26 protein-coding genes are annotated in these 22,499 nt (G+C 59.7%); 16 read left to right on the forward strand and 10 right to left on the reverse strand.

What is annotated here, in order from left to right; all coding sequences use genetic code 11:
• Positions 1 to 404: 404 nt before the first annotated feature.
• Positions 405 to 1,292: a threonine/homoserine exporter RhtA gene (rhtA, locus tag IAI51_RS16855; protein WP_187679503.1), complete on the forward strand. Its 888-nt coding sequence runs from the start codon at positions 405 to 407 to the stop codon at positions 1,290 to 1,292.
• Between the two features lie 168 nt (positions 1,293 to 1,460).
• Positions 1,461 to 1,742, forward strand: a complete 282-nt coding sequence (locus tag IAI51_RS16860; protein ID WP_187679504.1) for a hypothetical protein — start codon at positions 1,461 to 1,463, stop codon at positions 1,740 to 1,742.
• A gap of 1 nt (position 1,743) precedes the next feature.
• On the opposite strand, the gene IAI51_RS16865 is transcribed toward IAI51_RS16860, so the two are convergent.
• Positions 1,744 to 2,307 (reverse strand): TetR/AcrR family transcriptional regulator, encoded by a 564-nt coding sequence (locus tag IAI51_RS16865; RefSeq protein ID WP_187679505.1) that lies wholly within the window; start codon positions 2,305 to 2,307, stop codon positions 1,744 to 1,746.
• A gap of 91 nt (positions 2,308 to 2,398) precedes the next feature.
• Between IAI51_RS16865 and IAI51_RS16870 the strand changes: the two genes are divergently transcribed.
• Both IAI51_RS16870 and IAI51_RS16875 read left to right on the forward strand, forming a co-directional pair.
• Positions 2,399 to 3,127, forward strand: a complete 729-nt coding sequence (locus IAI51_RS16870; protein WP_187679506.1) for an SDR family oxidoreductase — start codon at positions 2,399 to 2,401, stop codon at positions 3,125 to 3,127.
• Between the two features lie 37 nt (positions 3,128 to 3,164).
• Positions 3,165 to 3,755 (forward strand): 2-hydroxychromene-2-carboxylate isomerase, encoded by a 591-nt coding sequence (locus IAI51_RS16875; RefSeq protein ID WP_187679507.1) that lies wholly within the window; start codon positions 3,165 to 3,167, stop codon positions 3,753 to 3,755.
• A 49-nt stretch (positions 3,756 to 3,804) separates the two neighbouring features.
• Here the strand turns inward: IAI51_RS16875 and IAI51_RS16880 are convergent, their stop codons facing one another.
• The 5 genes from IAI51_RS16880 to IAI51_RS16900 all read right to left on the reverse strand — a co-directional run bounded on the left by IAI51_RS16880 (position 3,805) and on the right by IAI51_RS16900 (position 8,556).
• A complete protein-coding gene (locus IAI51_RS16880; RefSeq protein ID WP_187679508.1) occupies positions 3,805 to 5,613 on the reverse strand; it encodes an aminopeptidase P family protein in 1,809 nt (602 codons plus the stop codon).
• A gap of 56 nt (positions 5,614 to 5,669) precedes the next feature.
• A complete protein-coding gene (locus tag IAI51_RS16885) occupies positions 5,670 to 6,836 on the reverse strand; it encodes an aminotransferase class V-fold PLP-dependent enzyme (RefSeq protein WP_187679509.1) in 1,167 nt (388 codons plus the stop codon).
• Between the two features lie 205 nt (positions 6,837 to 7,041).
• Entirely contained in the window at positions 7,042 to 7,656 is a 615-nt protein-coding gene (locus IAI51_RS16890) for a LysE family translocator (RefSeq protein ID WP_187679510.1), read from the reverse strand.
• A gap of 102 nt (positions 7,657 to 7,758) precedes the next feature.
• Positions 7,759 to 8,016: a hypothetical protein gene (locus IAI51_RS16895; protein ID WP_187679511.1), complete on the reverse strand. Its 258-nt coding sequence runs from the start codon at positions 8,014 to 8,016 to the stop codon at positions 7,759 to 7,761.
• A gap of 174 nt (positions 8,017 to 8,190) precedes the next feature.
• On the reverse strand, positions 8,191 to 8,556 hold the full coding sequence (locus tag IAI51_RS16900; protein ID WP_187679512.1) for an antibiotic biosynthesis monooxygenase: 366 nt from the start codon (positions 8,554 to 8,556) through the stop codon (positions 8,191 to 8,193).
• Positions 8,557 to 8,650: 94 nt separating this feature from the next.
• On the opposite strand from IAI51_RS16900, the gene soxR reads away from it, so the two are divergent.
• From soxR to IAI51_RS16920, 4 genes are all read left to right on the forward strand, one after another.
• A complete protein-coding gene (gene soxR, locus IAI51_RS16905) occupies positions 8,651 to 9,103 on the forward strand; it encodes a redox-sensitive transcriptional activator SoxR (RefSeq protein WP_187679513.1) in 453 nt (150 codons plus the stop codon).
• Positions 9,104 to 9,216: 113 nt separating this feature from the next.
• Complete coding sequence (locus IAI51_RS16910; protein WP_187679514.1) at positions 9,217 to 9,675, forward strand: VOC family protein; 459 nt, start codon at positions 9,217 to 9,219, stop codon at positions 9,673 to 9,675.
• Between the two features lie 231 nt (positions 9,676 to 9,906).
• Positions 9,907 to 10,782, forward strand: a complete 876-nt coding sequence (locus IAI51_RS16915; RefSeq protein ID WP_187679515.1) for an alpha/beta fold hydrolase — start codon at positions 9,907 to 9,909, stop codon at positions 10,780 to 10,782.
• 24 nt (positions 10,783 to 10,806) lie between these two features.
• A complete protein-coding gene (locus IAI51_RS16920; RefSeq protein ID WP_187679516.1) occupies positions 10,807 to 11,757 on the forward strand; it encodes a LysR substrate-binding domain-containing protein in 951 nt (316 codons plus the stop codon).
• Between the two features lie 124 nt (positions 11,758 to 11,881).
• Here IAI51_RS16920 and leuD read toward each other — a convergent pair whose 3' ends face one another.
• Both leuD and leuC read right to left on the reverse strand, forming a co-directional pair.
• Positions 11,882 to 12,496 carry a 3-isopropylmalate dehydratase small subunit gene (leuD, locus tag IAI51_RS16925; protein WP_187679517.1) on the reverse strand — a complete coding sequence of 205 codons (615 nt, stop codon included), beginning with the start codon at positions 12,494 to 12,496 and terminating at the stop codon, positions 11,882 to 11,884.
• Positions 12,493 to 13,911, reverse strand: coding sequence for a 3-isopropylmalate dehydratase large subunit (gene leuC / locus IAI51_RS16930; protein ID WP_187679518.1), 1,419 nt, complete (start codon positions 13,909 to 13,911; stop codon positions 12,493 to 12,495). Before leuC ends, leuD begins: the two co-directional genes overlap by 4 nt.
• 302 nt (positions 13,912 to 14,213) lie before the next feature.
• On the opposite strand from leuC, the gene IAI51_RS16935 reads away from it, so the two are divergent.
• From IAI51_RS16935 to IAI51_RS16970, 8 genes are read left to right on the forward strand one after another with little or no spacing between them, the layout of a single operon-like run.
• Positions 14,214 to 15,413, forward strand: a complete 1,200-nt coding sequence (locus tag IAI51_RS16935; protein WP_187679519.1) for a PepSY-associated TM helix domain-containing protein — start codon at positions 14,214 to 14,216, stop codon at positions 15,411 to 15,413.
• The gene (locus IAI51_RS16940) at positions 15,410 to 15,949 is read left to right on the forward strand and encodes a thiamine pyrophosphate-binding protein (protein WP_187679520.1); all 540 of its coding nucleotides are present in this window, start codon (positions 15,410 to 15,412) and stop codon (positions 15,947 to 15,949) included. The genes IAI51_RS16935 and IAI51_RS16940 overlap by 4 nt, the downstream gene beginning before the upstream one ends.
• Positions 15,946 to 16,284, forward strand: a complete 339-nt coding sequence (locus tag IAI51_RS16945) for a hypothetical protein (RefSeq protein WP_187679521.1) — start codon at positions 15,946 to 15,948, stop codon at positions 16,282 to 16,284. The genes IAI51_RS16940 and IAI51_RS16945 overlap by 4 nt, the downstream gene beginning before the upstream one ends.
• The gene (locus IAI51_RS16950) at positions 16,281 to 16,856 is read left to right on the forward strand and encodes a DUF6162 family protein (RefSeq protein WP_187679522.1); all 576 of its coding nucleotides are present in this window, start codon (positions 16,281 to 16,283) and stop codon (positions 16,854 to 16,856) included. Before IAI51_RS16945 ends, IAI51_RS16950 begins: the two co-directional genes overlap by 4 nt.
• Positions 16,857 to 16,891: 35 nt before the next feature.
• A complete protein-coding gene (locus IAI51_RS16955; RefSeq protein ID WP_187679523.1) occupies positions 16,892 to 17,821 on the forward strand; it encodes a metal ABC transporter substrate-binding protein in 930 nt (309 codons plus the stop codon).
• The gene (locus IAI51_RS16960) at positions 17,818 to 18,663 is read left to right on the forward strand and encodes a metal ABC transporter ATP-binding protein (RefSeq protein ID WP_262410359.1); all 846 of its coding nucleotides are present in this window, start codon (positions 17,818 to 17,820) and stop codon (positions 18,661 to 18,663) included. Before IAI51_RS16955 ends, IAI51_RS16960 begins: the two co-directional genes overlap by 4 nt.
• Positions 18,663 to 19,562, forward strand: coding sequence for a metal ABC transporter permease (locus tag IAI51_RS16965; RefSeq protein WP_007917717.1), 900 nt, complete (start codon positions 18,663 to 18,665; stop codon positions 19,560 to 19,562). Before IAI51_RS16960 ends, IAI51_RS16965 begins: the two co-directional genes overlap by 1 nt.
• Positions 19,563 to 20,468 (forward strand): metal ABC transporter substrate-binding protein, encoded by a 906-nt coding sequence (locus IAI51_RS16970; RefSeq protein ID WP_187679524.1) that lies wholly within the window; start codon positions 19,563 to 19,565, stop codon positions 20,466 to 20,468.
• Between the two features lie 176 nt (positions 20,469 to 20,644).
• On the opposite strand, the gene IAI51_RS16975 is transcribed toward IAI51_RS16970, so the two are convergent.
• Together IAI51_RS16975 and IAI51_RS16980 are read right to left on the reverse strand one after the other, a co-directional pair.
• On the reverse strand, positions 20,645 to 20,869 hold the full coding sequence (locus IAI51_RS16975) for an MbtH family protein (RefSeq protein ID WP_187679525.1): 225 nt from the start codon (positions 20,867 to 20,869) through the stop codon (positions 20,645 to 20,647).
• A gap of 82 nt (positions 20,870 to 20,951) precedes the next feature.
• Positions 20,952 to 22,364, reverse strand: a complete 1,413-nt coding sequence (locus IAI51_RS16980) for an aspartate aminotransferase family protein (protein WP_187679526.1) — start codon at positions 22,362 to 22,364, stop codon at positions 20,952 to 20,954.
• Positions 22,365 to 22,499 lie beyond the last annotated feature (135 nt).

A 22,499-nucleotide genomic window follows, 5' to 3' on the forward strand; every position in this document is an offset into this window, starting at 1 on the left:
CTTCAACCACTTGCGCTTCCGATCTCTCGTTAGCGGGAGGCGAATTCTACAGCGTTACTCGCTGTTGTCAACACCTCTTTTTCTCCGCTTTCGACCGAGAAGATCGAACCGTTAAAAGAGCCAAACATCACCGCTCTTTCAACTCCTTCCAGGCTTCGACGAACTGAAGCAACCCGCTGCCGAAAACCGCATAACTCATTGAATCTCAAGGAGTTTTCCGTTTCGACTGCGCCGGAAGTGGGGCGAATTATAGACTTCCAGAATCTGCCGTCAACCGTTAATTTTACTTTTCATCGAAACAGCTGAAAACCCAGCTTATATATAGACGGCATAGGCGCGATTGCGCAGTATATTGCCCAATAGCCAAAACAATACTCTGCTCTTATTTCGGACGATGCCGCGCAATGAATGACCAACCTCGCTCTCTTGCCTCCATGCTGTTCCCGGTTGGCCTGCTATTAATAGCCATGGCGTCGATCCAGTCCGGCGCATCCCTGGCCAAAAGCATGTTCCCCGTAGTGGGCGCTCAAGGAACCACCACTCTGCGTCTGATCTTCGCCAGCGTGATCATGTTGTTACTGCTGCGTCCGTGGCGCGCGAAGCTGACATCCAAGTCGTTGCGCACAGTGATTGTCTACGGCATGGCGCTGGGCGGCATGAACTTCCTCTTCTATATGTCATTGCGCACAGTGCCGCTGGGCATAGCTGTTGCTCTCGAATTCACTGGCCCGCTCGCTGTAGCTATATATGCATCCCGTCGCGCCATCGACTTTCTATGGATCGGCCTGGCCGCCGCCGGACTCATGCTGTTGATACCGACGGGAGCAACCACTGCCGGAATCGATTTGATCGGTGCAAGCTACGCCCTGGGTGCCGGAGTCTGCTGGGCACTTTACATTCTGTTCGGCCAGAAGGCCGGCGCTGACAACGGCGTCACGACCGCAGCGTTAGGCGTGATGATTGCGGCATTGTTTGTAGCCCCCATAGGCATCGTGCATGCTGGCGCTGCGCTACTGACGCCATCACTGATTCCAATCGCGATTGGCGTCGCGATCCTGTCCACTGCCCTCCCCTACACACTGGAGATGGTCGCGCTAACCCGCATGCCCGCGCGCACTTTCGGTACGTTGATGAGCATCGAACCCGCGTTCGGAGCATTGTCGGGCCTGCTGTTTCTGCAGGAATACCTCACGCTGTCACAATGGATGGCGATCCTGTGCATTATTCTGGCTTCCGTTGGCGCGACCATGACCATGGGCAGTGCCGCCAAGCCTGCCATCGCGGCAGATTGAAACAGGATTTAACGAAGGTCTGGCAATTGGCGTTCATATAGGCCATGTTTAGGCTCGTAACCCAATGCCAGACATGGATTTTTTCGGACAGGGATTTCAAAACGCTTTGAGCGCAGGCGAATACAGGCAGACCCGAGCGTCAGACTCGTGGCCGCTATAAGGACGGGAATGAAACGAATTTTGATATTGATCGCCGTACTCGCAATCGCGGGTTGCGCGGCGACCTCGAAAACCCAGGTAAAGCACGGCAAAAAAGGGCTGCACATCAACTGCTCGGGGCTCTCGTCCTCCTGGGACCAGTGCTATAACAGCGCAGCCAGCTCCTGCGCTCCGAAAGGCTACAAAGTTATCGCCAAATCGGGGGATTCCGTGGAGGAGCCTGGCGACTATCCATTCGGCCTCAATCCTGCGGGCTATACCAGCCGCAGCATGATCGTCATCTGTAAATAGGTCAGGGCTGCCTGGTGATCTGGCGACAAATCTCGTCATGGCTGGACTTCAGCACTGTTCTCTGAATGTCCGGGCTGGCCAACATGCGCGCCACCACCAGTGCCCCCACGCACTGCGACAGAACCGACCATGCCAGACTGTCACTCTCAAGTATCCGCGCCCAACTCTCCTGGAGCCGGCAGATCCACAGCTCTGCCTGCTCGCGCACCTGAATATCCGAACGAGCGATTTCCGCGCCTAACGCAGGCAAAGCACAGCCAGATTCGGGTTGTTCAACATGAGCCATGCTCAAATAGTGTCTGAGGCAGCGTTGCAGCCGCTCGCGATCCGGCTCGCTTTGCCCACCCAATCGCTCCATGCTTTGCCCCAACTCTCTCTCGACGATGGCAATGAACAGCGCATCTTTCGACGAAAAGTGGCTGTAAAACGCCGCGCCACTCAGGCCAATAGCCTTCATCAAACCATCGACACCGACCGTGGAAAACCCGGATCGCTTCGCCGACAGCGCACTGCTCTGCAATAATTTCTCCCGGGTTTCCAGCTTGTGACTGGCGGAGTAACGCATGTGTTTGCCCTCGAATTGACCGCCTTGACGTTAACCGGATCCTAGCATAACGTTCGTTCACTTAACGATCGTTTACTAAAGGGGTCTACCCATGAATAACAAGAAGGTCGTATTGGTTGTCGGTGCAGGCGATGCAACTGGCGGAGCCATTGCCAAGCGCTTTGCCAAGGAAGGATTCATCGCCTGTGTTACACGGCGCAGCGCCGACAAATTGCAGCCGCTGGTGGAGGCCATTGAGGCTGAGGGCGGCGAAGCTCATGGTTTTGCCTGCGATGCGCGCAAAGAAGAAGACGTAATCGCTCTGATTGAAGACATCGAAACCCGCCTCGGTCCAATCGAAGCCTTTGTATTCAACATCGGCGCCAACGTGCCCTGCAGCATCCTCGAAGAAACCGCGCGCAAGTATTTCAAGATCTGGGAAATGGCCTGTTTCTCCGGCTTCCTCAATGCCCGTGAAGTAGCCAAACGCATGGTCACCCGTCAGCGCGGTACGATTCTGTTCACCGGTGCCACTGCCGGACTTCGCGGTGCATCAGGTTTCGCCGCGTTCGCCGGAGCTAAACACGGCATTCGCGCACTGGCGCAAAGCATGGCGCGGGAACTTGGCCCTATGAACATCCACGTCGCCCATGTGGTAGTCGATGGAGCCATTGATACCGACTTCATCCGCAACAGCTTCCCTGAGAAATACGCCACCAAGGATCAGGACGGTATTCTCAACCCCGAACACATCGCCGAAAACTATTGGTATTTGCACAGTCAGCCACGTGATGCCTGGACCTTTGAGCTGGATCTGCGTCCCTGGAACGAACGCTGGTGAACCCACCGCCCAAAACAATAAATAGAGAGCAGCGACAATGACGAAAACCGTGGAATTCTATTTTGACCTCGGCAGCCCTGCGACGTATCTGGCCTACACCCAGCTGCCAAAGATCTGCGCTGATACCAATAGCGAGCTGACATACATTCCGATGTTGCTCGGTGGTGTATTCAAGGCGACTGGCAATGCATCGCCGGCAATGATTCCGGCCAAGGGTCGCTATATGTTTCAGGATCTGGATCGCTACGCCAAACGCTATGGCGTGTCCCTCAAGTTCAACCCGCACTTCCCGATCAACACGCTGCTGTTGATGCGCGCCGTCACTGGCATACAGCTACGCCAGCCGGAACGCTTTGAGGCGTTTATCGATTGCCTGTTCGCTGCATTGTGGGTGGAAGGCGCAAACCTCAACGACCCGGTAATCGTTGCTGGCGTATTGATCGAACATGGGTTCGATCCCGATGAAGTCCTGGCGTTGACCAACGATGAAACCGTGAAGGCTGCACTGAAGGTGAACACCGAAACCGCGGTTAAACGTGGCGTTTTCGGTGCCCCAACAATGTTTGTCGGCAACCAGATGTTCTTCGGGCAGGATCGCCTGGACTTCGTCGAAGAAGCCTTGACCTAGATTGATCCCGGCACTCAAGCGCGGACTTCGGCGCCTGAGTGCCAACCCATCAAATGGCCGCAGTACGCGCGTTCAGCCATTCCAGGGCAGCACCGTCGAGCAACGGACTCAAACGTTCACGCACCTGCGCGTGGTAAGCGTTGAACCACTGTTTCTCGTCCTGAGTCAGCAACGCTGGCACCAGGCAGCGCGTGTCAATAGGGCACAGGGTCAAGGTTTCAAACTTGAGAAACTCGCCGAACTCGCTACTCTCCGCCACTTGGTTCATCGCCAGGTTCTCGATACGCACGCCCCAACGGCCCGGACGATAAGTACCAGGCTCGATGGAAGTGATCATGCCCGGTTGCATCGCGGTTTGCGGCGCCGGCGCTGCCTGATAGGCAATGACCTGTGGGCCTTCGTGAACATTGAGGAAATAACCGACGCCGTGACCGGTGCCGTGACCGTAGTCGACGCTTTCAGCCCAGATCGGCGCGCGAGCGATGGCATCCAGCAACGGCGATAGAATGCCTTTCGGAAACTGTGCCCGCGACAGCGCAATCACGCCTTTCAACACGCGCGTGCAATCGCGCTTCTGCTCTTCGGTTGGCGTACCGACCGGCACCATCCGCGTGATGTCGGTTGTGCCGCCGAGATACTGACCGCCGGAATCGATCAGCAACAGGCCGTCGCCTTCGATCACCGCGTGTTCTTCTTCAGTGGCGTGATAGTGCGGCATCGCGCCATTGGCGTTGAATGCCGCGATAGTGTTGAAACTCAGCGAAACGTAATCCGGACGACGTTCACGGGCAGCGGTGAGCTTCTCGTCGATGGTCAGTTCGGTAATGCGCTCGCGGCCCCAGGCCGACTCCAGCCAGGCGAAGAATTCGCACAGCGCTGCGCCGTCCTGCTCCATCGCTTTACGGATGTGCGCGGCGTCGGCTTCACTTTTTTGCGACTTGGCCAGTGTCGTCGGGTTCAAGCCTTCGACCAATTTCACACCGCTGTCGAGGTTATCCAGCAGACCGCTGGTGACGCGCGCCGGATCCACCAACAGGCTCGCGCCACTCGGCACGGCGCGCAAGGCGTCGGACACTTCGCTGTAATCACGCAGCGTCACGCCATCGTGTTCCAGTACTGCACGCAACTGCGCATCGATCTTGCTCAGCGCGACAAACAAGGTGGCCTGCTGCTGATTGATCAAGGCGAAGGAAACAAACACTGGGTTGAACGACACATCGCCGCCACGCAGGTTGAACAGCCACGCGATATCGTCGAGGGTGGCGATGAAGTGCCAATCGGCGCCGCGTTCCTGCAAGGTTTCCCGCAGTTTGGCGAGTTTCTCGCCACGGCTGACGGTCGCTTGTGGCGGCAGATGCTGATAGATCGGTGCATTCGGCAGCGTCGGCCGGTCGCTCCAGACTTCCGTCAACAGATCGATATCGGTACGCAGACGGGCACCGCGCGCTTCAAGTTTACTGCCCAGTGTGCGCGCAGAGGCCACTGCCATCACTGCGCCATCGACCGCAACCACGCCACCTTCAGGTGTCTGCTCGGCTAGCCAGTCCAGCGGGCTTGGCTGACCGGGTTGCAGCTTGACCAGCTCGATGCCGCTGCCATTGAGTTCCTTGGTCGCCTGTTCCCAGTAACGACTGTCGGCCCAAACGCCGGCGAAATCGTGGGTGACAATCAAAGTCCCGACCGAACCATGGAAACCCGACAGCCACTGGCGGCCTTGCCAGTACCCCGGCAGATATTCCGACAGATGCGGGTCGGCGGAAGGCACCAACAGCGCATGAATGCCTTCGCGGCGCATCAGTTCACGGGTGTGCGCAAGGCGCTGGGGAACCGATCCCTCGGTCAAAGTCTGGGTACTCATCATGTCTCCTGCCAATCACTTCATCGTTATTGTTCGTCGCCATCAGGTCGGCGCGTTTAAAGCCCTGTCGCCCAGAATGCCGGAGCACTGGTGCAGGCGGTCTTGATCAGTTCAAAAGCCTTGTCGATATCTTCAGCGGTGGTGAAACGGCCGAGACTCAGGCGAATCGTACGCCCGGCCAGCCTTGTGTCATGTCCCAGTGCCAACAGCACGTGGGATGGCGCGTTACTCGCGGAATTGCAAGCCGAGGTCGCGGAGAATGCGATTGAATGGCTAAGCGCCGCACTATTGAACTCGCCTTCGCTGAAGGTCAGGCTCAAGGTATGCGGAATGCGTTGCGTGGCACTGCCGTTGAGGCGCACGCCCGGCAGGCTCAAAAGTTGTTCGAGCAAGCGTTCACGCAAAGCGACGATGGAGTTTTTCTCTTCATCTAATTCGGCAGCGGCCAAGGCGAATGCCGCACCCATCGCGGCGATCTGATGCGTCGCCAGTGTGCCGGAGCGCAACCCGCTCTCATGCCCGCCACCATGTATCTGCGCTTGGACGCGCTGTTGCGCACGCGGGCCGACGTACAGCGCGCCGATGCCTTTGGGGCCGTAGAGTTTATGCGCCGAGAAAGACATCAGATCGACCGGCCATTGCGTCAGATCGATTGCCACTTTGCCCGCGCCCTGAGCCGCATCGACATGGAACAACACCTCGCGACCGCGAACGACTTCACCGATGGCAGGGATGTCGTTGACGGTGCCGAGTTCGTTGTTAACCAGCATCAGCGACACCAGAAAGGTGTCATCACGCATCGCTTCGCTGACCGCTTGCGGGGTAATCAGGCCGTCGGCGTCCGGCACCAGATAAGTCACGGCAACGCCAGCGTCCTGCAATTGACGGGCGGTATCGAGGATGGCTTTGTGTTCGATCTGGCTGGTAATGATGTGCCCGCCGGACACGCCGCGCGCTTGGGCTACACCTTTGAGAGCAAGGTTATTGGACTCGGTAGCACCGGAAGTCCAGACGATCTGTTCGGCTTGCGCGCCGACCAGTTCGGCGACTTGTCGGCGGGCCTGCTCAACCGTTTGCCGGGCCTGCTGGCCAAAAGCATGGGAGCTGGAAGCCGGATTGCCGAAATTACCGTGAAACCCCAGACATTCGATCATCACCTGGATGACCCGCTCGTCCACCGGAGTAGTGGCGGCGTAATCGAAATACAACGGACGTGTGTTCATAAAAGACTCGCAGAGCGTGTTCCGGGATCAGGAGGCTCGTATCTGCAAACGGCACAGCGCAGCCTTGTGAGCTGCGCGTCGGTTCGAGAGCGTCATCAATACCTGATCGGATGCCGTTAAAGAAGAACAACTTCATTTAAAAGTGCGTAGGAACGCTCCTGAAGCCGAGCTTAACAGGCATCGGGCCGGCGGTTGAAGCAATGCGTCAGCTAAAGCTTTCGAGAAGTAACGGGTACAGGGAAACCACCAGCAACGCCGCCATGCCCCAGTTGAACACGCGCAACCAGCGCGGGTCCTTCAGCACATTGCGCAGGAGCGTGCCGCACGCCGCCCAGACGCCGACGCTCGGCAGATTGATGATGGCGAACACGGCAGCGATCACCAGCACATTGGTGAAGTAACCCTGCATCGGCGTGTACGTGCTGATGGCACCGATGGCCATGATCCACGCTTTGGGATTGACCCACTGGAACGCTGCTGCGCCGAGGTAGCTGATCGGTTTGGCTTCGCCTTGAACGTTGTCACCGACCGGTCCCGAGTGAGCAATTTTCCACGCCAGATACAACAGATACGCCGCGCCGACATAACGCAGAATCGTATAAAGAATCGGATAGGTCTGAAACACCGCGCCCAGGCCAAAACCCACCGCCACCACCAGGACAAAAAAGCCACAGGTAATGCCCAGCATGTGCGGGATGGTGCGGTTAAAGCCGAAGTTCACGCCCGATGCCAGCAACATGGTGTTGTTTGGCCCCGGCGTTATCGAGGTGACAAGAGCAAACAGGGCAAAGCCCAACAATAGATCAAGCGAGAGGGTCATCGTGGGCAAATCCGTCAGGGTCATTCAGGTGTAGACCCTATCCCACGCAGGCCGGTAAACCCACGGACAGTTGGGTAAAACTTCTAGCAGTACAGTTTGTTTTCAGCTTGGCCGACCGTGCAGCTGTACGGCACGTTCCGCGCTCATTTCAGCCTTCTTGTCGAACTGCGACTGGCCGAGCAACTGAGCTTTCTTAGCGTGGTATTCGTCAAAGGACAAACCGCTGCGGTTCAGCGCTTCCATCGCCAACTCCCGAGATTCTTCTTCGGTGTAGGGGCGCAGCTCTGGAGAGTTGTGAGAAGCACAACCGGCAAGTACGGAGACAGCGAGCAGCAGAGAAACAGTCAGTAAACGATTCATGGGAGCGTCCTGGCGAGCGGTGGGGGTCGATGGAGAAAGGCTACGCCCCGGTACGCTCGCGCAGAAATCAACGCTTTCAATAGTGGCTATCAGTGAATCAGCAATGACTGCGCCTATCTCTTAGATATCTATAAAGATCGATAAACGTTCTAAGCAGCTGATCCAGTTGTCCATCTAACTCACCAGTTTGCAGTGCAGTGCATCGTCGTGACTGCGGGCGATGCTGCTCAATACCTGAAACGAGTTAAATGTCACGGTTTTCGCCTGATGGGTGCGGATCAACTGCCAGAAATCCTGCTCGCCGCTTTCGAAACTGCTGAATGCGGCCTCCCCCGCCTCGCGGCTCTGCCATTGCAGAAAGCTCAATACCCGCCGGCCATCGTCGCTGGCTTGCACACTCGCGCTGACGAAACCTCCGTAGCGCTGGGCCAGACGCTCGGTCTGCACCGACAGCGCCGAGACCAGCGCCGGTTGCTGCCGTGGCTCGATCTCGAATTCGATCAATTGTGTGAAGCTGCGGTTTTTCGCTGATGCTTGCATGAAAAGTCCCCACTTGGCTGTAAGGCGAATCTTGCGACTCGACGAAGCGCAGGGTAAAACCTCTAGTTAAGTCAAGGTCAAGAGCTATCTTCAAATGATCACCAAAGAGACTGTGCACAAGCAGCTAACCGTCGGCGAGGTTGCGGCGCGCAGCGGCGTTGCGGTCACCGCGCTGCATTTTTATGAATCCAAAGGCTTGATCAAGAGCCAGCGCAATGCCGGCAATCAACGCCGTTATCCACGAACCGTGCTGCGCCGGGTGGCGTTGATCAAAGTTGCGCAGCGTCTGGGGATTCCTCTGGCAGAGATCGGTGAGGCACTGAAAAATCTTCCGGATGATCGCGCACCGACGGCAGCAGACTGGAAGATTCTGTCTGAGCAGTGGCGTCGGGAGCTGGATGAGCGGATCAATCAATTGACACTGCTGCGCGACCGGCTCACGGGCTGCATCGGTTGTGGCTGTTTGTCGATGGAGGCCTGCCCGTTGCGCAATCAGGGTGACGTGTTGGGCGAACAGGGGCCGGGGCCACACTTTATCCAGGACTGATGATGGGTGCTGCTCGTCGGGCGAAAATCCTGGCCGCGAAGACAGCCCTATAGTGGTTTTTCCGGTAATCCGGTGAAGTTACACCTCGTAGAACAACAATCAGGGAGAACGTCATGAGCGTCAAACCTATCCCGGAGGGGTATCACAGCATTACCCCGTATCTCGGCATCCAAAAGGCTGCTGAGGCCATCGATTTCTATAAGAAAGCCTTCGGCGCCACCGAAGTCATGCGCCTGGCCATGCCCGACGGCGGCATCGGCCACGCGGAACTGCGCATTGGCGACAGCGCAATCATGCTCGGCTCGCCGTGCGATCAGGGGCCATTGAGCAATCCCGACAAAGCTGTATCAGTCGGTTTGCATCTATACGTGACCGATGTCGATAAATCATTCCAACGGGCGCTAGATGCCGGCGCGACGGTGGTGTCCGAGGTCAAGGATCAGTTTTACGGTGATCGCAGCGGGACGTTGAAGGATCCGTATGGGCATCTGTGGTTTCTGGCCACGCACAAGGAGGATCTGACCGAGGAGCAGATCAAGCAGCGGGCGATGGAGATGTTTCAACAAGGTTGAGCTTTGGAGTGTTATCACTGGCCTCTTCGCGAGCAAGCCCGCTCCCACAGTGTTTTGCGGGGTGGCATAAATAGCTGTCACCCCTCATATCTCTGTGGGAGCGAGCTTGCCCGCGATGAGGCCATCACTGACAACACACTTCATGAACCCGCCCCTCACGCTTTGCCCCTTGCCCCAACCCCCGGACAATTTCAGGATGCATCTATAAAACCCTGAAAAAGGATCAGCCCGATGTTTGCCGGATTCCTCAAAAACCAGCGTCACGTCAACGGCGTCGACATTGCCTATCGTCTCGGCGGTAGCGGCCCGGGCCTGTTGCTGTTGCACGGTCACCCGCAGACCCATGTGATCTGGCACAAGATTGCCGAACAACTGGCCGAGCACTTCACCGTGGTCGCCGCCGATCTGCGCGGTTATGGCGATAGCGGGCGCCCGGCCGCCGACGAGTTGCACCTCAACTATTCAAAACGCGAAATGGCCCGGGACAACATCGAACTGATGCAGGCGCTGGGCTTCGAGCAGTTCTCGGTCCTTGCCCACGACCGCGGCGCCCGGGTCGCCCATCGCCTGGCGCTCGACCACCCCGCCGCCGTGCAACGCATGATGCTGCTGGACATCGCCCCGACCCTGTCGATGTACGCACAAACCAACGAAGCCTTCGCCCGCGCCTACTGGCACTGGTTCTTCTTGATTCGCCCGTCGCCGCTGCCGGAAACCCTGATCGAGGCCGATCCCGAGTCTTACCTGCGCAGCGTGATGGGCAGTCGCAGTGCCGGACTCAAGCCGTTTACCGACGAAGCGTTCGGCGAATACCTGCGCTGCTTGCAGCAGCCGGGCAGCGCTCGCGGTATCTGCGAGGACTACCGCGCCAGCGCCGGCATCGATCTGGAACATGATCGCGCCGACATTGCTGCGCAGCGCCATCTGCACCTGCCACTGCGGGTTTTGTGGGGCGCCGAGGGCACAGTCGGGCGCTGCTTCGATCCGCTCAAGGAATGGCAGCAGGTGGCCGCCAACGTTAGCGGCCAACCCTTGCCTGCCGGCCATTACATCGCCGAAGAAATCCCCGAGCTATTGCTTGCCGAAGCGCTGGATTTTCTGCGCTGAACCGAGCCTGCAAGTGCCGATGCTATGCTGGCGGCTTGTGCCGCAAGTGCTCGTTTTGCCATGACCCAGAAGAAAGACACCGTGCCCCTGCCCGAAGACCTGCGCGTGCTGCTCACCGTGATCCGCAAGAACGGCTTCGCCGCTGCGGCGGATGAGTTGGGCCTTTCCCCGGCTTACGTCAGCAAGCGCATCCAGATTCTCGAAACCACCCTCGGCACGCGCCTGTTGCACCGCACCAGTCGCCGCGTGTCTCTGACCGAGGACGGCGAAAGGGTGCAGCGCTGGGCGTTGCGCATTCTCGATGACTTCCAGCAACTGCACGACGAACTTTCCGACGCCCATGATAGCCCGCGTGGGCGTCTGCACATCTGCAGCAGTTTCGGTTTCGGCCGCAATCACGTCGCGCCTGCAGTGTCGTTGCTGGCCGAGCGTTACCCGCAACTGGAGATTCGCCTCGATTTGTTTGACCGGGGGGTGGACATCGTCAATGAGGGTTTCGATCTGGAGATCCGCGTGGGTGATGACATTCCCGGCCAGCACATCGCTCGCCGTCTGGCCAGCAACCGACGGGTGTTGTGTGCCGCACCGGACTATCTGCGACGACGTGGTACGCCCCAGACACTAGATGATTTGCAGCAGCACGATTGCCTGGTGATCAAGGAGCGCGACAACGCGTTCGGCATCTGGGATCTGCATCGTGACGGCACGCAGGAAAGCGTGCGGGTCAGCGGGCCGTTGTCGTCGAACAATGGCGAGATCGTCCTGCAATGGGCGCTGGATGGTCGTGGGATGTTGCTGCGCTCATTGTGGGACGTGAAGCCGTTGCTGGATGAGGGACGGTTGGTGCAGGTGCTGGACGATTACAGTCAGAGCGCCAACGTCTGGGCGGTGTACCCGACGCGGTTGGCGCATTCGGGGAAATTGCGCGCGTGTGTGGAGTTTTTGCAGGTGCATTTCCGGGATCTGTCCCTGTAGTTCAAACACCACAAAACCAATGTAGGAGTGAGCCTGCTCGCGATTGCACAGTGTCAGCCAACATCATCATTGACTGAATGGCCGCTATCGCGAGCAGGCTCACGCCTACAGGGTCAGAGGTGTATCAGGACAGCCAAGGGTTGTTAGCTAGATGCTCGCGCTCGAACGCCTTGATCTGCTCGCGCCGCTGCAACGTGCTGCCGATCGCATCCAGCCCCAGCAACAGCGCGGTCTTGCGCAACGTATCAATCTGAAAATCAATCACCGAGCCATCCGCCAATTCAATCTGCTGTGCCTCCAGATCAACACTGATCCGCGCGCTGTCAGGCTGGCCGACAAGCTGCCCGATCCGCTGCACCTGCGCCTCTTCCAGCGTGATCAACAACACCCCGTTGCGCTGGCAATTGTCATAAAAGATCCCGGCAAAACTGCTGCCGATCAGCGCGCGGATGTTCATCTGCTGCAAGCCCCACACCGCATGCTCACGGCTGGAACCGCAGCCGAAATTCGGCCCGACCACAAGGAAACTCGCCCCTTGCCAGGCTGGCTTGTTCAACACGAATTCGGGATTTGGCGTGCCATCGGGCAGAAACCGCAGATCGAAAAACAAGCCGCGATCCAGTCCCTGACGATCGATACCCTTGAGAAACTGTTTAGGCATGATCACGTCAGTATCGACGTTGGCCGCCAGCAACGGCGCGGCCTGGCCGCTGACCTGAGTGAAGGGTTGCAGGCTCATGAGCGTTCTCCAAAGTGGCGGATGTCGGTGAGTCGCCCTCTGATCGCAGCGGCGGCGACCATTGCCGGGCTCATCAGATGGGTGCGCGCGCCGGCGCCCTGACGGCCCTCGAAATTGCGATTAGTGCTCGAAGCGCAGCGGTCACCGGGAGCGAGTACGTCGTCGTTCATCGCCAGGCACATCGAGCAGCCCGACTGGCGCCACTCAAAACCGGCATCGATAAAGGTCTGCGCCAAACCTTCGGCCTCGGCTTGGGCGCGGACTTCGCTGGAGCCGGGCACGATCATCGCCCGCACATGCCCAGCCACACGTTGCCCGCGCACGACGCTGGCGGCATCACGCAAATCCTCGATCCGCGCGTTGGTGCATGAGCCGATAAACGCATGGCTGATGACGATATCGCTGAGCGCCATGCCCGCTTCCAGGCCCATGTATTTGAGGGCGCGGCGCATGCCCTGACGCAGGATCGGGTCGTTGATGTCCTGTGGATCCGGCACTCGCGCACCAATGGCGGCGGCCTGATCCGGGCTGGTGCCCCAAGTGACCATCGGTTCGAGCAGGCTGGCGTCGAGATGAACTTCCCGGTCGAACACCGCGCCCGGATCGCTGCGCAATTCACGCCACGCTGTCAGTCCGCGCTCCCACAGCTCACCTGCGGGCGCCCGGGGTTTGCCTTTGAGGTAGGCGAAGACCTTGTCGTCCGGCGCCATGAATGCGCCGCGCGCACCGGCTTCGACCGCCATGTTGCAGATGGTCATCCGCGCTTCAACGCTCAGAGCGTCGATGGTCGAACCGCAAAACTCGATGGCGAAGCCGGTGGCCCCGGACGCGCCGATCCGGCCGATCAGCGCCATGATCACGTCTTTTGAGGTCAGCCCCGGGGCCAGTTCGCCATCAACGGTCACGCGCAGGCTTTTCAGGCGTTTGTAGACCAGGGTCTGCGAAGCCAGCAGATGCTCGATTTCCGAGGTACCAATGCCGAAACCGAAGGCGCCGAGTGCGCCATAGGTGGTGGTGTGGCTGTCGCCGGCAGCGATCACCATGCCCGGCAGAATAAAGCCTTGCTCGGGAGCGATGACATGTTCGATGCCCTGGCGCTTATCGAGGATATCCAGCAGCTCGATGCCGAAGTCCCGGCAGTTTTCCGCCAGATACGACACTTGCCGCGCGCCGCCCTCATCAGCCATTGCCGCCACTCGCACAGGCGCAGTCGGGTTGACGTGATCGACCACCGCCAGCGCCGTGCCCGGGCGCCAGACGTCACGTCCGGCATCGCGCAAACCGCTGAAAGCCTGCGGGCTGGTGTACTCATTGATCACCTGACGATCGATATACAGCAGCACGTGGCCCTGATCGTCGAGGCGGCACACCGTGTGTGAATCGATGTGTTTGTCGTAGAGGGTTCTGGGGGTCATCAAAGGCGCTCACTGAGGCAATCCGGGTGATTTCCATCATAGGGAGCGGGTGGCGGGCATCAATTGGCGGAAGGTGATGGCGTCATTCATGAATCGTGTTTGATCTCCCACAAGGGTCAGTGGTGCAGATGCGAATTGCGAAACATTTGCTTTCATATCGATCATCGGGATTTACCTCGCTCATCCGTCCTATAGAGATGCAGGCCGTTCGCGTAGGCAAAAGCCACGAACGCCTTTCGGGGAATACCGTGCTGCGAAGCCCGTAGCCGTGCTCCCTTCCACCGAAATCAAGACGCGTAATCATGTCGAAGAAATCCCGCTCCAAACTGTGGTTCCTGGTACATAGCTGGCTCGCGTTACCCATCTGGTTTTTCGTCCTGATCGTCTGCGTGACCGGGACGTTGGCGGTGGTCAGCCAGGAGATCGTCTGGCTCGCCAATCCGCAGATGCGCGCCAGTCAGCCGTCGGACGATGCACCGCTGCTCAGCTACGATCAGGTGCTCGCGGCGATCAAGAAAGCCGAACCACAGACCGTGGTCGAAAGCATCAGCCGCCCCGACGAATCACACTTTGCCCTGGACGTAGAGGTCAGCTACCCGGACGGTCGTTCGCTGACGGTCTACGTCAACCCTTACACCGGGGTGATCCAGGGCACGGCACCGACCTTCAATTTCAAGGCGTTCACCCGTGCATTGCATGGCTGGTGGCTCGTGCCGTTCACCAACGGTTTCAGTTGGGGCTGGTATCTGGTGTCGTTCCTCGGCCTGCCTTTGCTGGTTTCGCTGATCACTGGTCTGGTGGTTTATAAACGCTTCTGGAAAGGTTTCTTTAACCCGACCCTGCGCTTTCGCCACGGCGCGCGGATTTTCTGGGGAGACTTCCACCGTCTCAGCGGTATCTGGTCGATCTGGTTCATTGCGGTGATTTCCATCACCGGCACCTGGTTCCTGATTCAGGCGTTGCTGTCGGATAACCAGATTTCCATTTCCAGCGAACCGATCATCCCGGCAATGGCCCGTGAGGCTGTACCGCTTTCGCCGGACGGCTCACCGCCCACGCGAATAAGCCTGGATCACGCCATTGAAATCGCCCAGCAGAAGATCCCCGGCCTGGAGGTCAGTTTCGTCAGCCTGCCGGGCAATGCCTACAGCCATATGAGTGTCGGTGGCCGGGGCTGGTATCCGCTGATGTTCCAGACCGCCAAGATCAATCCGTACAACGGTGACATGGCGGCTTCGCGGTTGTTGTCCGATCGTTCCTCACTGGAATTCGTCACCGAATCCATGCGCCCGCTGCATACCGGGGACTTTGGCGGATTGTGGATCAAGCTGATCTGGTTTTTCTTCGGCCTGCTGCTGAGCATGATGGTGCTCAGCGGCCTGTTGATCTGGACCAAACGCACCGCCCTGGCGACCGCCAACGCACTCAAGCGGGAAAGTAAAAAGAATCGTGTCCTGCCCCGACCGGCCATGAATCGTGAAGTGTCGGAGGCCAACCTGTGAGCAAATCCACTGCTGCCGCTCAACCCTCACGCCTGAGTCTGTTCTGGCACAAATGGCGGTTTCACATCAACGTGCTGTTGCTGCTGATTCCGCTGGGCTTCATGCCCAAATACTTCGCCGATGCCGCCCTGTTCCGCGGCGATACTGGTCTCGGTGAACGGGAAGTCGGCGAAATTCAGGTCGGCCCCTGGAGCCTGCGCCTCGCCGAGTTGCGCGATGAAGCGCCGCGCGGCGGCCCGGCCGGTTATCTGAAAGGCTTCAACGCCGCCCTGTGTGACGCTTGCGTCGACAAGGTCAAGGCGACTTATCTGCGCATCGGCAAACCCCGCAGTCTGCGCGCCGCCGGGGTGATTTTCTTCGGCACCCCTTACCGCATGGGTGCCCAACTGCCAGTCCCGGAAAAAACCAAAGCCGATGCCGAACTGTGGATCACCATGGAAGGCTGGGACGGCAGCATGCATCAGGCCTCGATTCCCCTGAGCCAGGCCTCTCCCGCCACCCTTGCCTGGCTGAACACACAAGGAGCCAAACCATGAGCTGCTCTCGCCCTTCCCGCCTGCGGCTGAGCGCCGCGCTGCTGGTGCTGTTCGCCGGTTTCAGCGCCAGCGCTCTGGCGCATAACCCGATGTGTGAATGCAAAGCCATCGACGACGAGCAGATCCAATGCACCGGCGGTTTTTCCGACGGCAGCGGCGCCCCGGGCGTGACCCTCGACGTGATTGGCTACGACGAAACCATTCTGGTGCCCGGCAAGCTCGGTAGTGACTCCACCCTGACCTTCAAGAAACCCGGCGCCGAGTTCTACGTGCTGTTCGACGCGGGCCCCGGCCATGTAGTCGAAATCGACCAAGCGGATATCGAAGCCCCATGAGTACGCCCACCACACAAATCGTGCGCCCGGCAGGTGCCGGCCACGAAACCCTCAACGTCCTGTTGTTGTGTCTGCTGATCCTCGCGCTGGCCGGTTCCGCGGTGGCCTGGCGCGGGGTTTCCCATGAACCGGAGCCGGTCGCCAGCAACCAGTTCGATGCCCGGCGTGACCTTAGCGCCGCCGAGCAAGGCATCTATGCCGACCTGCGGGTGACGCTGGACGAAATCCAGTTGCTGCGTGAAGAGCAGAAAACCCTGCCAACCCCGCAAAACCTGGCGGATGAAGGTTTCGCTCCGTTTGCTCAGGACGCCAGTTCCGTCAGTCGTGGCGGTCACGTCTGGCAAATGCAGGCCGACAGCGCCTATTTCGGTCACAGCCAGACGCCTGCCGTCGCCGGTTCGTTTCTGATGCGCGTCGATGCCGATGCCAAAGCGGCGCCAGATATATGGCTCAACCGCCAAGCCGAACTCAAGGCGCCTCAAGCGCTGACCGACGCGGTCCTGTCCGCCGCCGGCTGGAAACAGATCGTCGCGCAATACGATGCCGGGGTTACCCGCGAACATCGCCATTGATTCCTCGCACTCACCCGAGAGAAGACCGTTTGCCCATGTCTATTTCATCGCCACGCCGTCCGTTGTTGCGCCTGTTTCTACTGGGCCTGTGTGCCTGTCTGTTGAGCCCACTGGCCAGTGCCGATCAGGCCAAACGCCTGCGCATCGGCATTACCTTGCATCCTTATTACAGCTACGTGGCGAACATCGTCGGCGACAAGGCCGAGGTCGTGCCGCTGATTCCGGCCGGTTTCAACCCGCACGCTTACGAGCCACGGGCCGAGGACATCAAACGTATCAGCGGCCTGGACGTGATCGTGCTCAACGGTGTCGGCCATGACGACTTCGCTGACCGCATGATCGCCGCCAGCGAAACACCGAACATCAAGACCATCGAAGCCAACGAAAACGTGCCGCTGCTGGCCGCCACCGGGGTTGCCGCGCGCGGTGCCGGCAAAGTGGTCAACCCGCACACGTTCCTGTCGATCAGTGCTTCGATTGCCCAGGTCAACAACATCGCCCGGGAACTGGGCAAACTCGACCCGGACAACGCCAAGACTTACACCCAGAACGCCCGCGCCTACGGCAAACGTCTGCGGCAGATGCGCGCCGACGCGCTGGCCAAGCTGACCCAGGCACCGAACGCCGAACTGCGCGTCGCCACCGTTCACGCGGCTTACGACTACCTGCTGCGCGAATTCGGTCTGGAAGTGACGGCCGTGGTCGAACCGGCCCACGGTATCGAGCCGAGCCCGAGCCAGTTGAAGAAGACCATCGACCAACTGCGCGAACTGGACGTGAAGGTGATCTTCTCGGAAATGGACTTCCCGTCCTCTTACGTCGACACCATTCAGCGTGAGTCCGGTGTGAAGCTGTACCCGCTGTCGCACATTTCCTACGGCGAATACACCGCCGACAAGTACGAAAAGGAAATGACCGGCAACCTCAACACCGTGGTGCGGGCGATTCAGGAGTCAGGGGCATGACCTCCAAAGAAACCTTCTCTGACCAGTCCGAAACCCCTGTGGGAGCGAGCCTGCTCGCGAATGCGGTTGAACACTCAACGCATCCGTTGACTGACACGACACCTTCGCGAGCAAGCTCGCTCCCACAGGTTTGCGGGCCGACTCTCGATTTTGCTGATGTCAGCCTGACCCTCGGGCGCACCACCATTCTCGACAAGGTCACCTTCCAGGTACACCCCGGCAGCGTGCATGCGCTGGTCGGCCCCAACGGTGGTGGCAAGAGTTCGCTGATCAAGACCTTGCTCGGCCAAATGCCGCATCAAGGCCAGTTGAGCCTGCAATGGCCCGGCGAGCCCGGCACTATTGGCTACGTGCCGCAAGCGCTGGAATTCGACCGCGGCTTGCCAATGACGGTCGACGATTTCATGGCCGCCATGTGCCAGCGCCGCCCGGCGTTTCTCGGCTTGAGCAAACACTACGCTGGCGCCATCGGTGAGGCGCTGGAACGGGTCGGCATGCAAGACAAGCGCAAGCGACGCATGGGCGCTCTGTCCGGCGGTGAGCGTCAGCGGGTCCTGCTCGCCCAAGGGCTCATCCCGGCGCCGCAACTGCTGGTGCTGGATGAGCCGATGTCGGCGCTCGACGAGGCCGGGATTCAGGTGTTCGAACGCCTGCTCGGGGACTGGCGCGCGGCGGGCATCACCGTGTTGTGGATCGAACATGATCTGGAGGCGGTCGGACGTCTGGCCGATCGCGTCACCGGTCTCAACCGTCGCGTGCTGTTCGATGCCACACCGCAACAGGCGCTGACCCCGGAGCGTCTGCTGACGCTGTTTTCGACCCATCCACGGAGCGCTCTCTGATGAGTTACGAAGCCTTTCGTTTGATGGTTCAGGGCTGGGCCTCGTCGGGTTACCTGCCCGAAGCGCTGGCCTATGGTTTTGTGGTCAATGCGCTGCTCGCCGGTCTGTTGATCGGCCCGGTGCTCGGCGGCCTCGGCACGCTGGTGGTGGTCAAGCGCTTTGCGTTTTTCTCCGAAGCAGTCGGCCACGCAGCGCTAACCGGCGTGGCCATCGGCATCCTGCTCGGCGAACCCTACACCGGGCCGTATGGCAGCCTGTTCGGTTACTGCCTGCTGTTCGGCATTCTGCTCAACTACCTGCGCAACCGCACGGGTCTGGCGCCTGACACCTTGATCGGCGTGTTCCTCTCGGTATCCCTGGCGCTGGGTGCGAGCCTGCTGCTGATCCTGGCCGGTAAAATCAACGTACACATTCTGGAAAACGTGCTGTTCGGTTCGGTGCTGACCGTCAACGGCAATGATCTGGCGGTGCTGGCCATCGTCGGTTCGCTGGTCATGGCCCTCGCGCTGCCGCTGTACAACCGCATCATGCTGGCCAGCTTCAATCCGCAACTGGCGGCGGTACGCGGGGTGGCGGTGAAGACCCTCGATTATTTGTTCGTGATTCTGGTGACGCTGATCACCGTGGCGGCGGTGAAAGTCATCGGCGCGATTCTGGTCGGTGCCCTGCTGGTGATTCCGGCGGCGGCGGCGCGTTTGCTCAGCCAGTCGCTCAAGGGCTTCTTCTGGTGTTCGGTACTGATTGCCACCGTCAGCACCTTGTGCGGGATTCTTGCGCCGATCGTCTTCGATCTGCCGATCCCGTCAGGCGCCGCGATCATTCTGGTCGCCGGCATTGCGTTCGCCCTCGCCGCCATCGCGCGCGGTGTCGTACCCAGTCTGAAAGGGAACCTTGGATAAATGGCTTTTTCACTGAGAAAACTGACCCTGAGCATGGCGCTGTGCGGCGTGGTCTGCAGCCCATTGATGGCCGCCGAAAGCGCCAAGCCCTTGCGGGTGCTGGCCTCGCTACCGATCACCTACGGCTTGGGCGAAGCATTGCTCAAAGGCACCGATATCAACCTGGAACGCGCGGCGCCGGCGAACTTGCCGGGCAGCCGCCAGACCGCATACTTCACGGGTCGCGGCGCTCCGGCGCTGGACAAACTGGCGAGTAATGCCGACGCGGTCATCGGCGTGCGCTCGCTGTGGGCCGATGACCCGCTGTACCCGATCGCCCGTCGCAGCAACATCCGTATTGTTGAGGTCGATGCCGCACGCCCGGTCGACGGTGCCCTGCCCGGTATTGCCGTGCAACCGGGGTTGAAAGTCGATGGACTGAACAGCCAGCCATGGCTGGCGAGCAACAACATGGGGCGCATGGCAGACGTGATGGCAGCGGATCTGGTGCGTCTGGCACCGACCGCCAAGCCGAAGATCGAAGCGAACCTGGCGGCGTTGAAACAGCGCCTGCTCAAACTCAGCGCCGACAGCGAGGCGCGTCTGGCCAATGCAGACAATCTGAGTGTGATGAGCTTGAGCGATCACTTCGGCTATCTGATCGGTAGCCTGAATCTGGAGCTGATCGGGCAGGATCCACGTCCTGATACAGAGTGGACGCCGGAGGATTTGAAGCAATTGACGGCGGCGCTCAAGGACAATGACGTGGCGGTGGTGCTGCATCACCGACAACCGTCAGACGCGGTGAAAGCGGCGATCGCCGAGTCCGGTAGTCAGCTGGTGGTGTTGAGCACTGATGCCGAAGATCCGGTGGCGGAGCTTGAGGGGAATGTGGATCTGCTGCTCAAGGGGTTGAGTGGGGCGTAAGTTCAGTTACACCGCGTTATCGTTCATCGCGAGCAGGCTCACTCCTACAGGGGTTAGGTGATCCCATGTGGGAGCCAGCCTGCTGGCGATGAGGCCCGCAAAGACAACGCATGTTCCGGACATGAAAAAACCCGCTGACTGTCTCCAGTCCAGCGGGTTTCTTTTTGGCCGGAAGCTTATTGAACCGCAGCCTGCCCTTCCATTTTCTGGCGCAGGCTCAGCGGGCGCATGTCAGTCCAGACTTCCTCGATGTAGGCCAGGCATTCCTTTTTCAGGCCGCTCTTGCCCACGGTGCGCCAGCCTTCTGGCACGGCCTTGTAATCCGGCCAGATCGAGTACTGCTCTTCGTGGTTGACCACGACCTGAAAGAGGATGTCCTCGCGGTCGAATACTGACGTCATGCTGGTTCTCCATCGTTGTAGGGGGGGCTGCACGGCAGGTGCAGCCGGGTATGTAGAAAGAACGTTCGGCGCGGCGAAAAATTTACTCGGCGGCGATGGCAGCAGCCAACGCACGACCGAAGATCTCGGCAACGCAGTCGATTTCGGCAGCGGTGATCACCAGCGGCGGAAGGAAACGCACCACCGCGCCGTGACGGCCACCCAACTCCAGAATCAAACCGCGTTTGAGACATTCGCGCTGCACCAGCGGTGCCAGCCGCGCAAACGCTGGTGGATGGCCGAGTGCGTCCGGCGCGCCGTTCGGGTCGACCAGTTCGACGCCAAGCATCAAGCCACGGCCGCGAATATCGCCCAGTTGCGGGAAGTCGCGCTGCAGGATGCGCAGGTGCTCGCTCAAGCGCGCGCCCATGGCGGCGGCGTGTTCGCACACTTTGTGCTCAACCAGATAACGCATCACCGCAGAACCTGCAGCCATCGCCATCTGGTTGCCGCGGAAGGTGCCGGCGTGAGCGCCCGGCTGCCAGGTGTCGAGCCAGTCGCGATACACCACCACCGCCAGCGGCAGGCTGCCGCCGATGGCTTTGGAGAGCACTACCACGTCCGGGATGATGCCAGCGTGTTCGAAGGCAAACATCTTGCCGGTACGGGCGAAACCGCTCTGGATTTCGTCGACAATCAGCGCCACACCAGCCTTCTCAGTGATCCGACGCAAGCCGCGCAGCCATTCGATATCCGCCGGAATCACCCCGCCCTCGCCCTGCACCGCCTCGACGATCACCGCTGCTGGCAATTGCACGCCGGCCTCGGGATCGTTGAGCAGGTTTTCCAGGTAGCTCAGGTTGGCCTTCACCCCGGCTGCGCCGCCGAGGCCGAACGGGCAACGATAGTCATACGGGAACGGCATGAACTGCACGCCGTTGCTGAGCAACGCGCCCAGCGGTTTTTTCGGCCCCAGGCTGCCCATCAGGCTCAACGCCCCTTGGCTCATGCCGTGGTAACCACCGGAGAATGACAGCACCGTGCTGCGCCCGGTCGCAGTGCGCACCAGTTTCAATGCCGCTTCCACTGCATCAGTGCCGGTCGGGCCGCAGAACTGGATCTTCGCTTGCGCCGCCAGATCCGGTGGCAGCAGGCCGAACAGATCCTGAACAAATTGATCCTTGACCGGGGTGGTCAGGTCGAGCGTATGCAGCGGCAACTCATCGGCCAATACCTGCTGGATCGCTTCGATCACCACCGGGTGGTTATGCCCCAGTGCCAGCGTGCCGGCACCGGCAAGGCAGTCAATAAAGGTGCGCCCTTCGACGTCTTCGACATACAGACCCTTGGCACGCTTGAGCGCCAGCGGAATGCGGCGCGGATAGCTGCGGGCATTGGATTCCTGCTGTGCCTGACGGGTCAGCAGTGGCGATTCATTGAACTGATACAACGTTTCCGCTGGCACCGTGGTGATCCGGGCCGGCGACTCTTCGATAAGGCTGGTGGCGACTGACATCTCTCGACCCCTCAATTCGCTATGGATTGTGACCAAAACAGCACACCGGACAGGTGCGCGTTCCGGTCGCGGGGCGCACTTGCAGGTTTTCCTGTTCTGGAAACGCATAAGCGAGGCGAGGATTTAGCCCCTTGA

This window comes from Pseudomonas sp. N40(2020), from assembly GCF_014472415.1.
Classification (GTDB): Bacteria; Pseudomonadota; Gammaproteobacteria; order Pseudomonadales; family Pseudomonadaceae; genus Aquipseudomonas.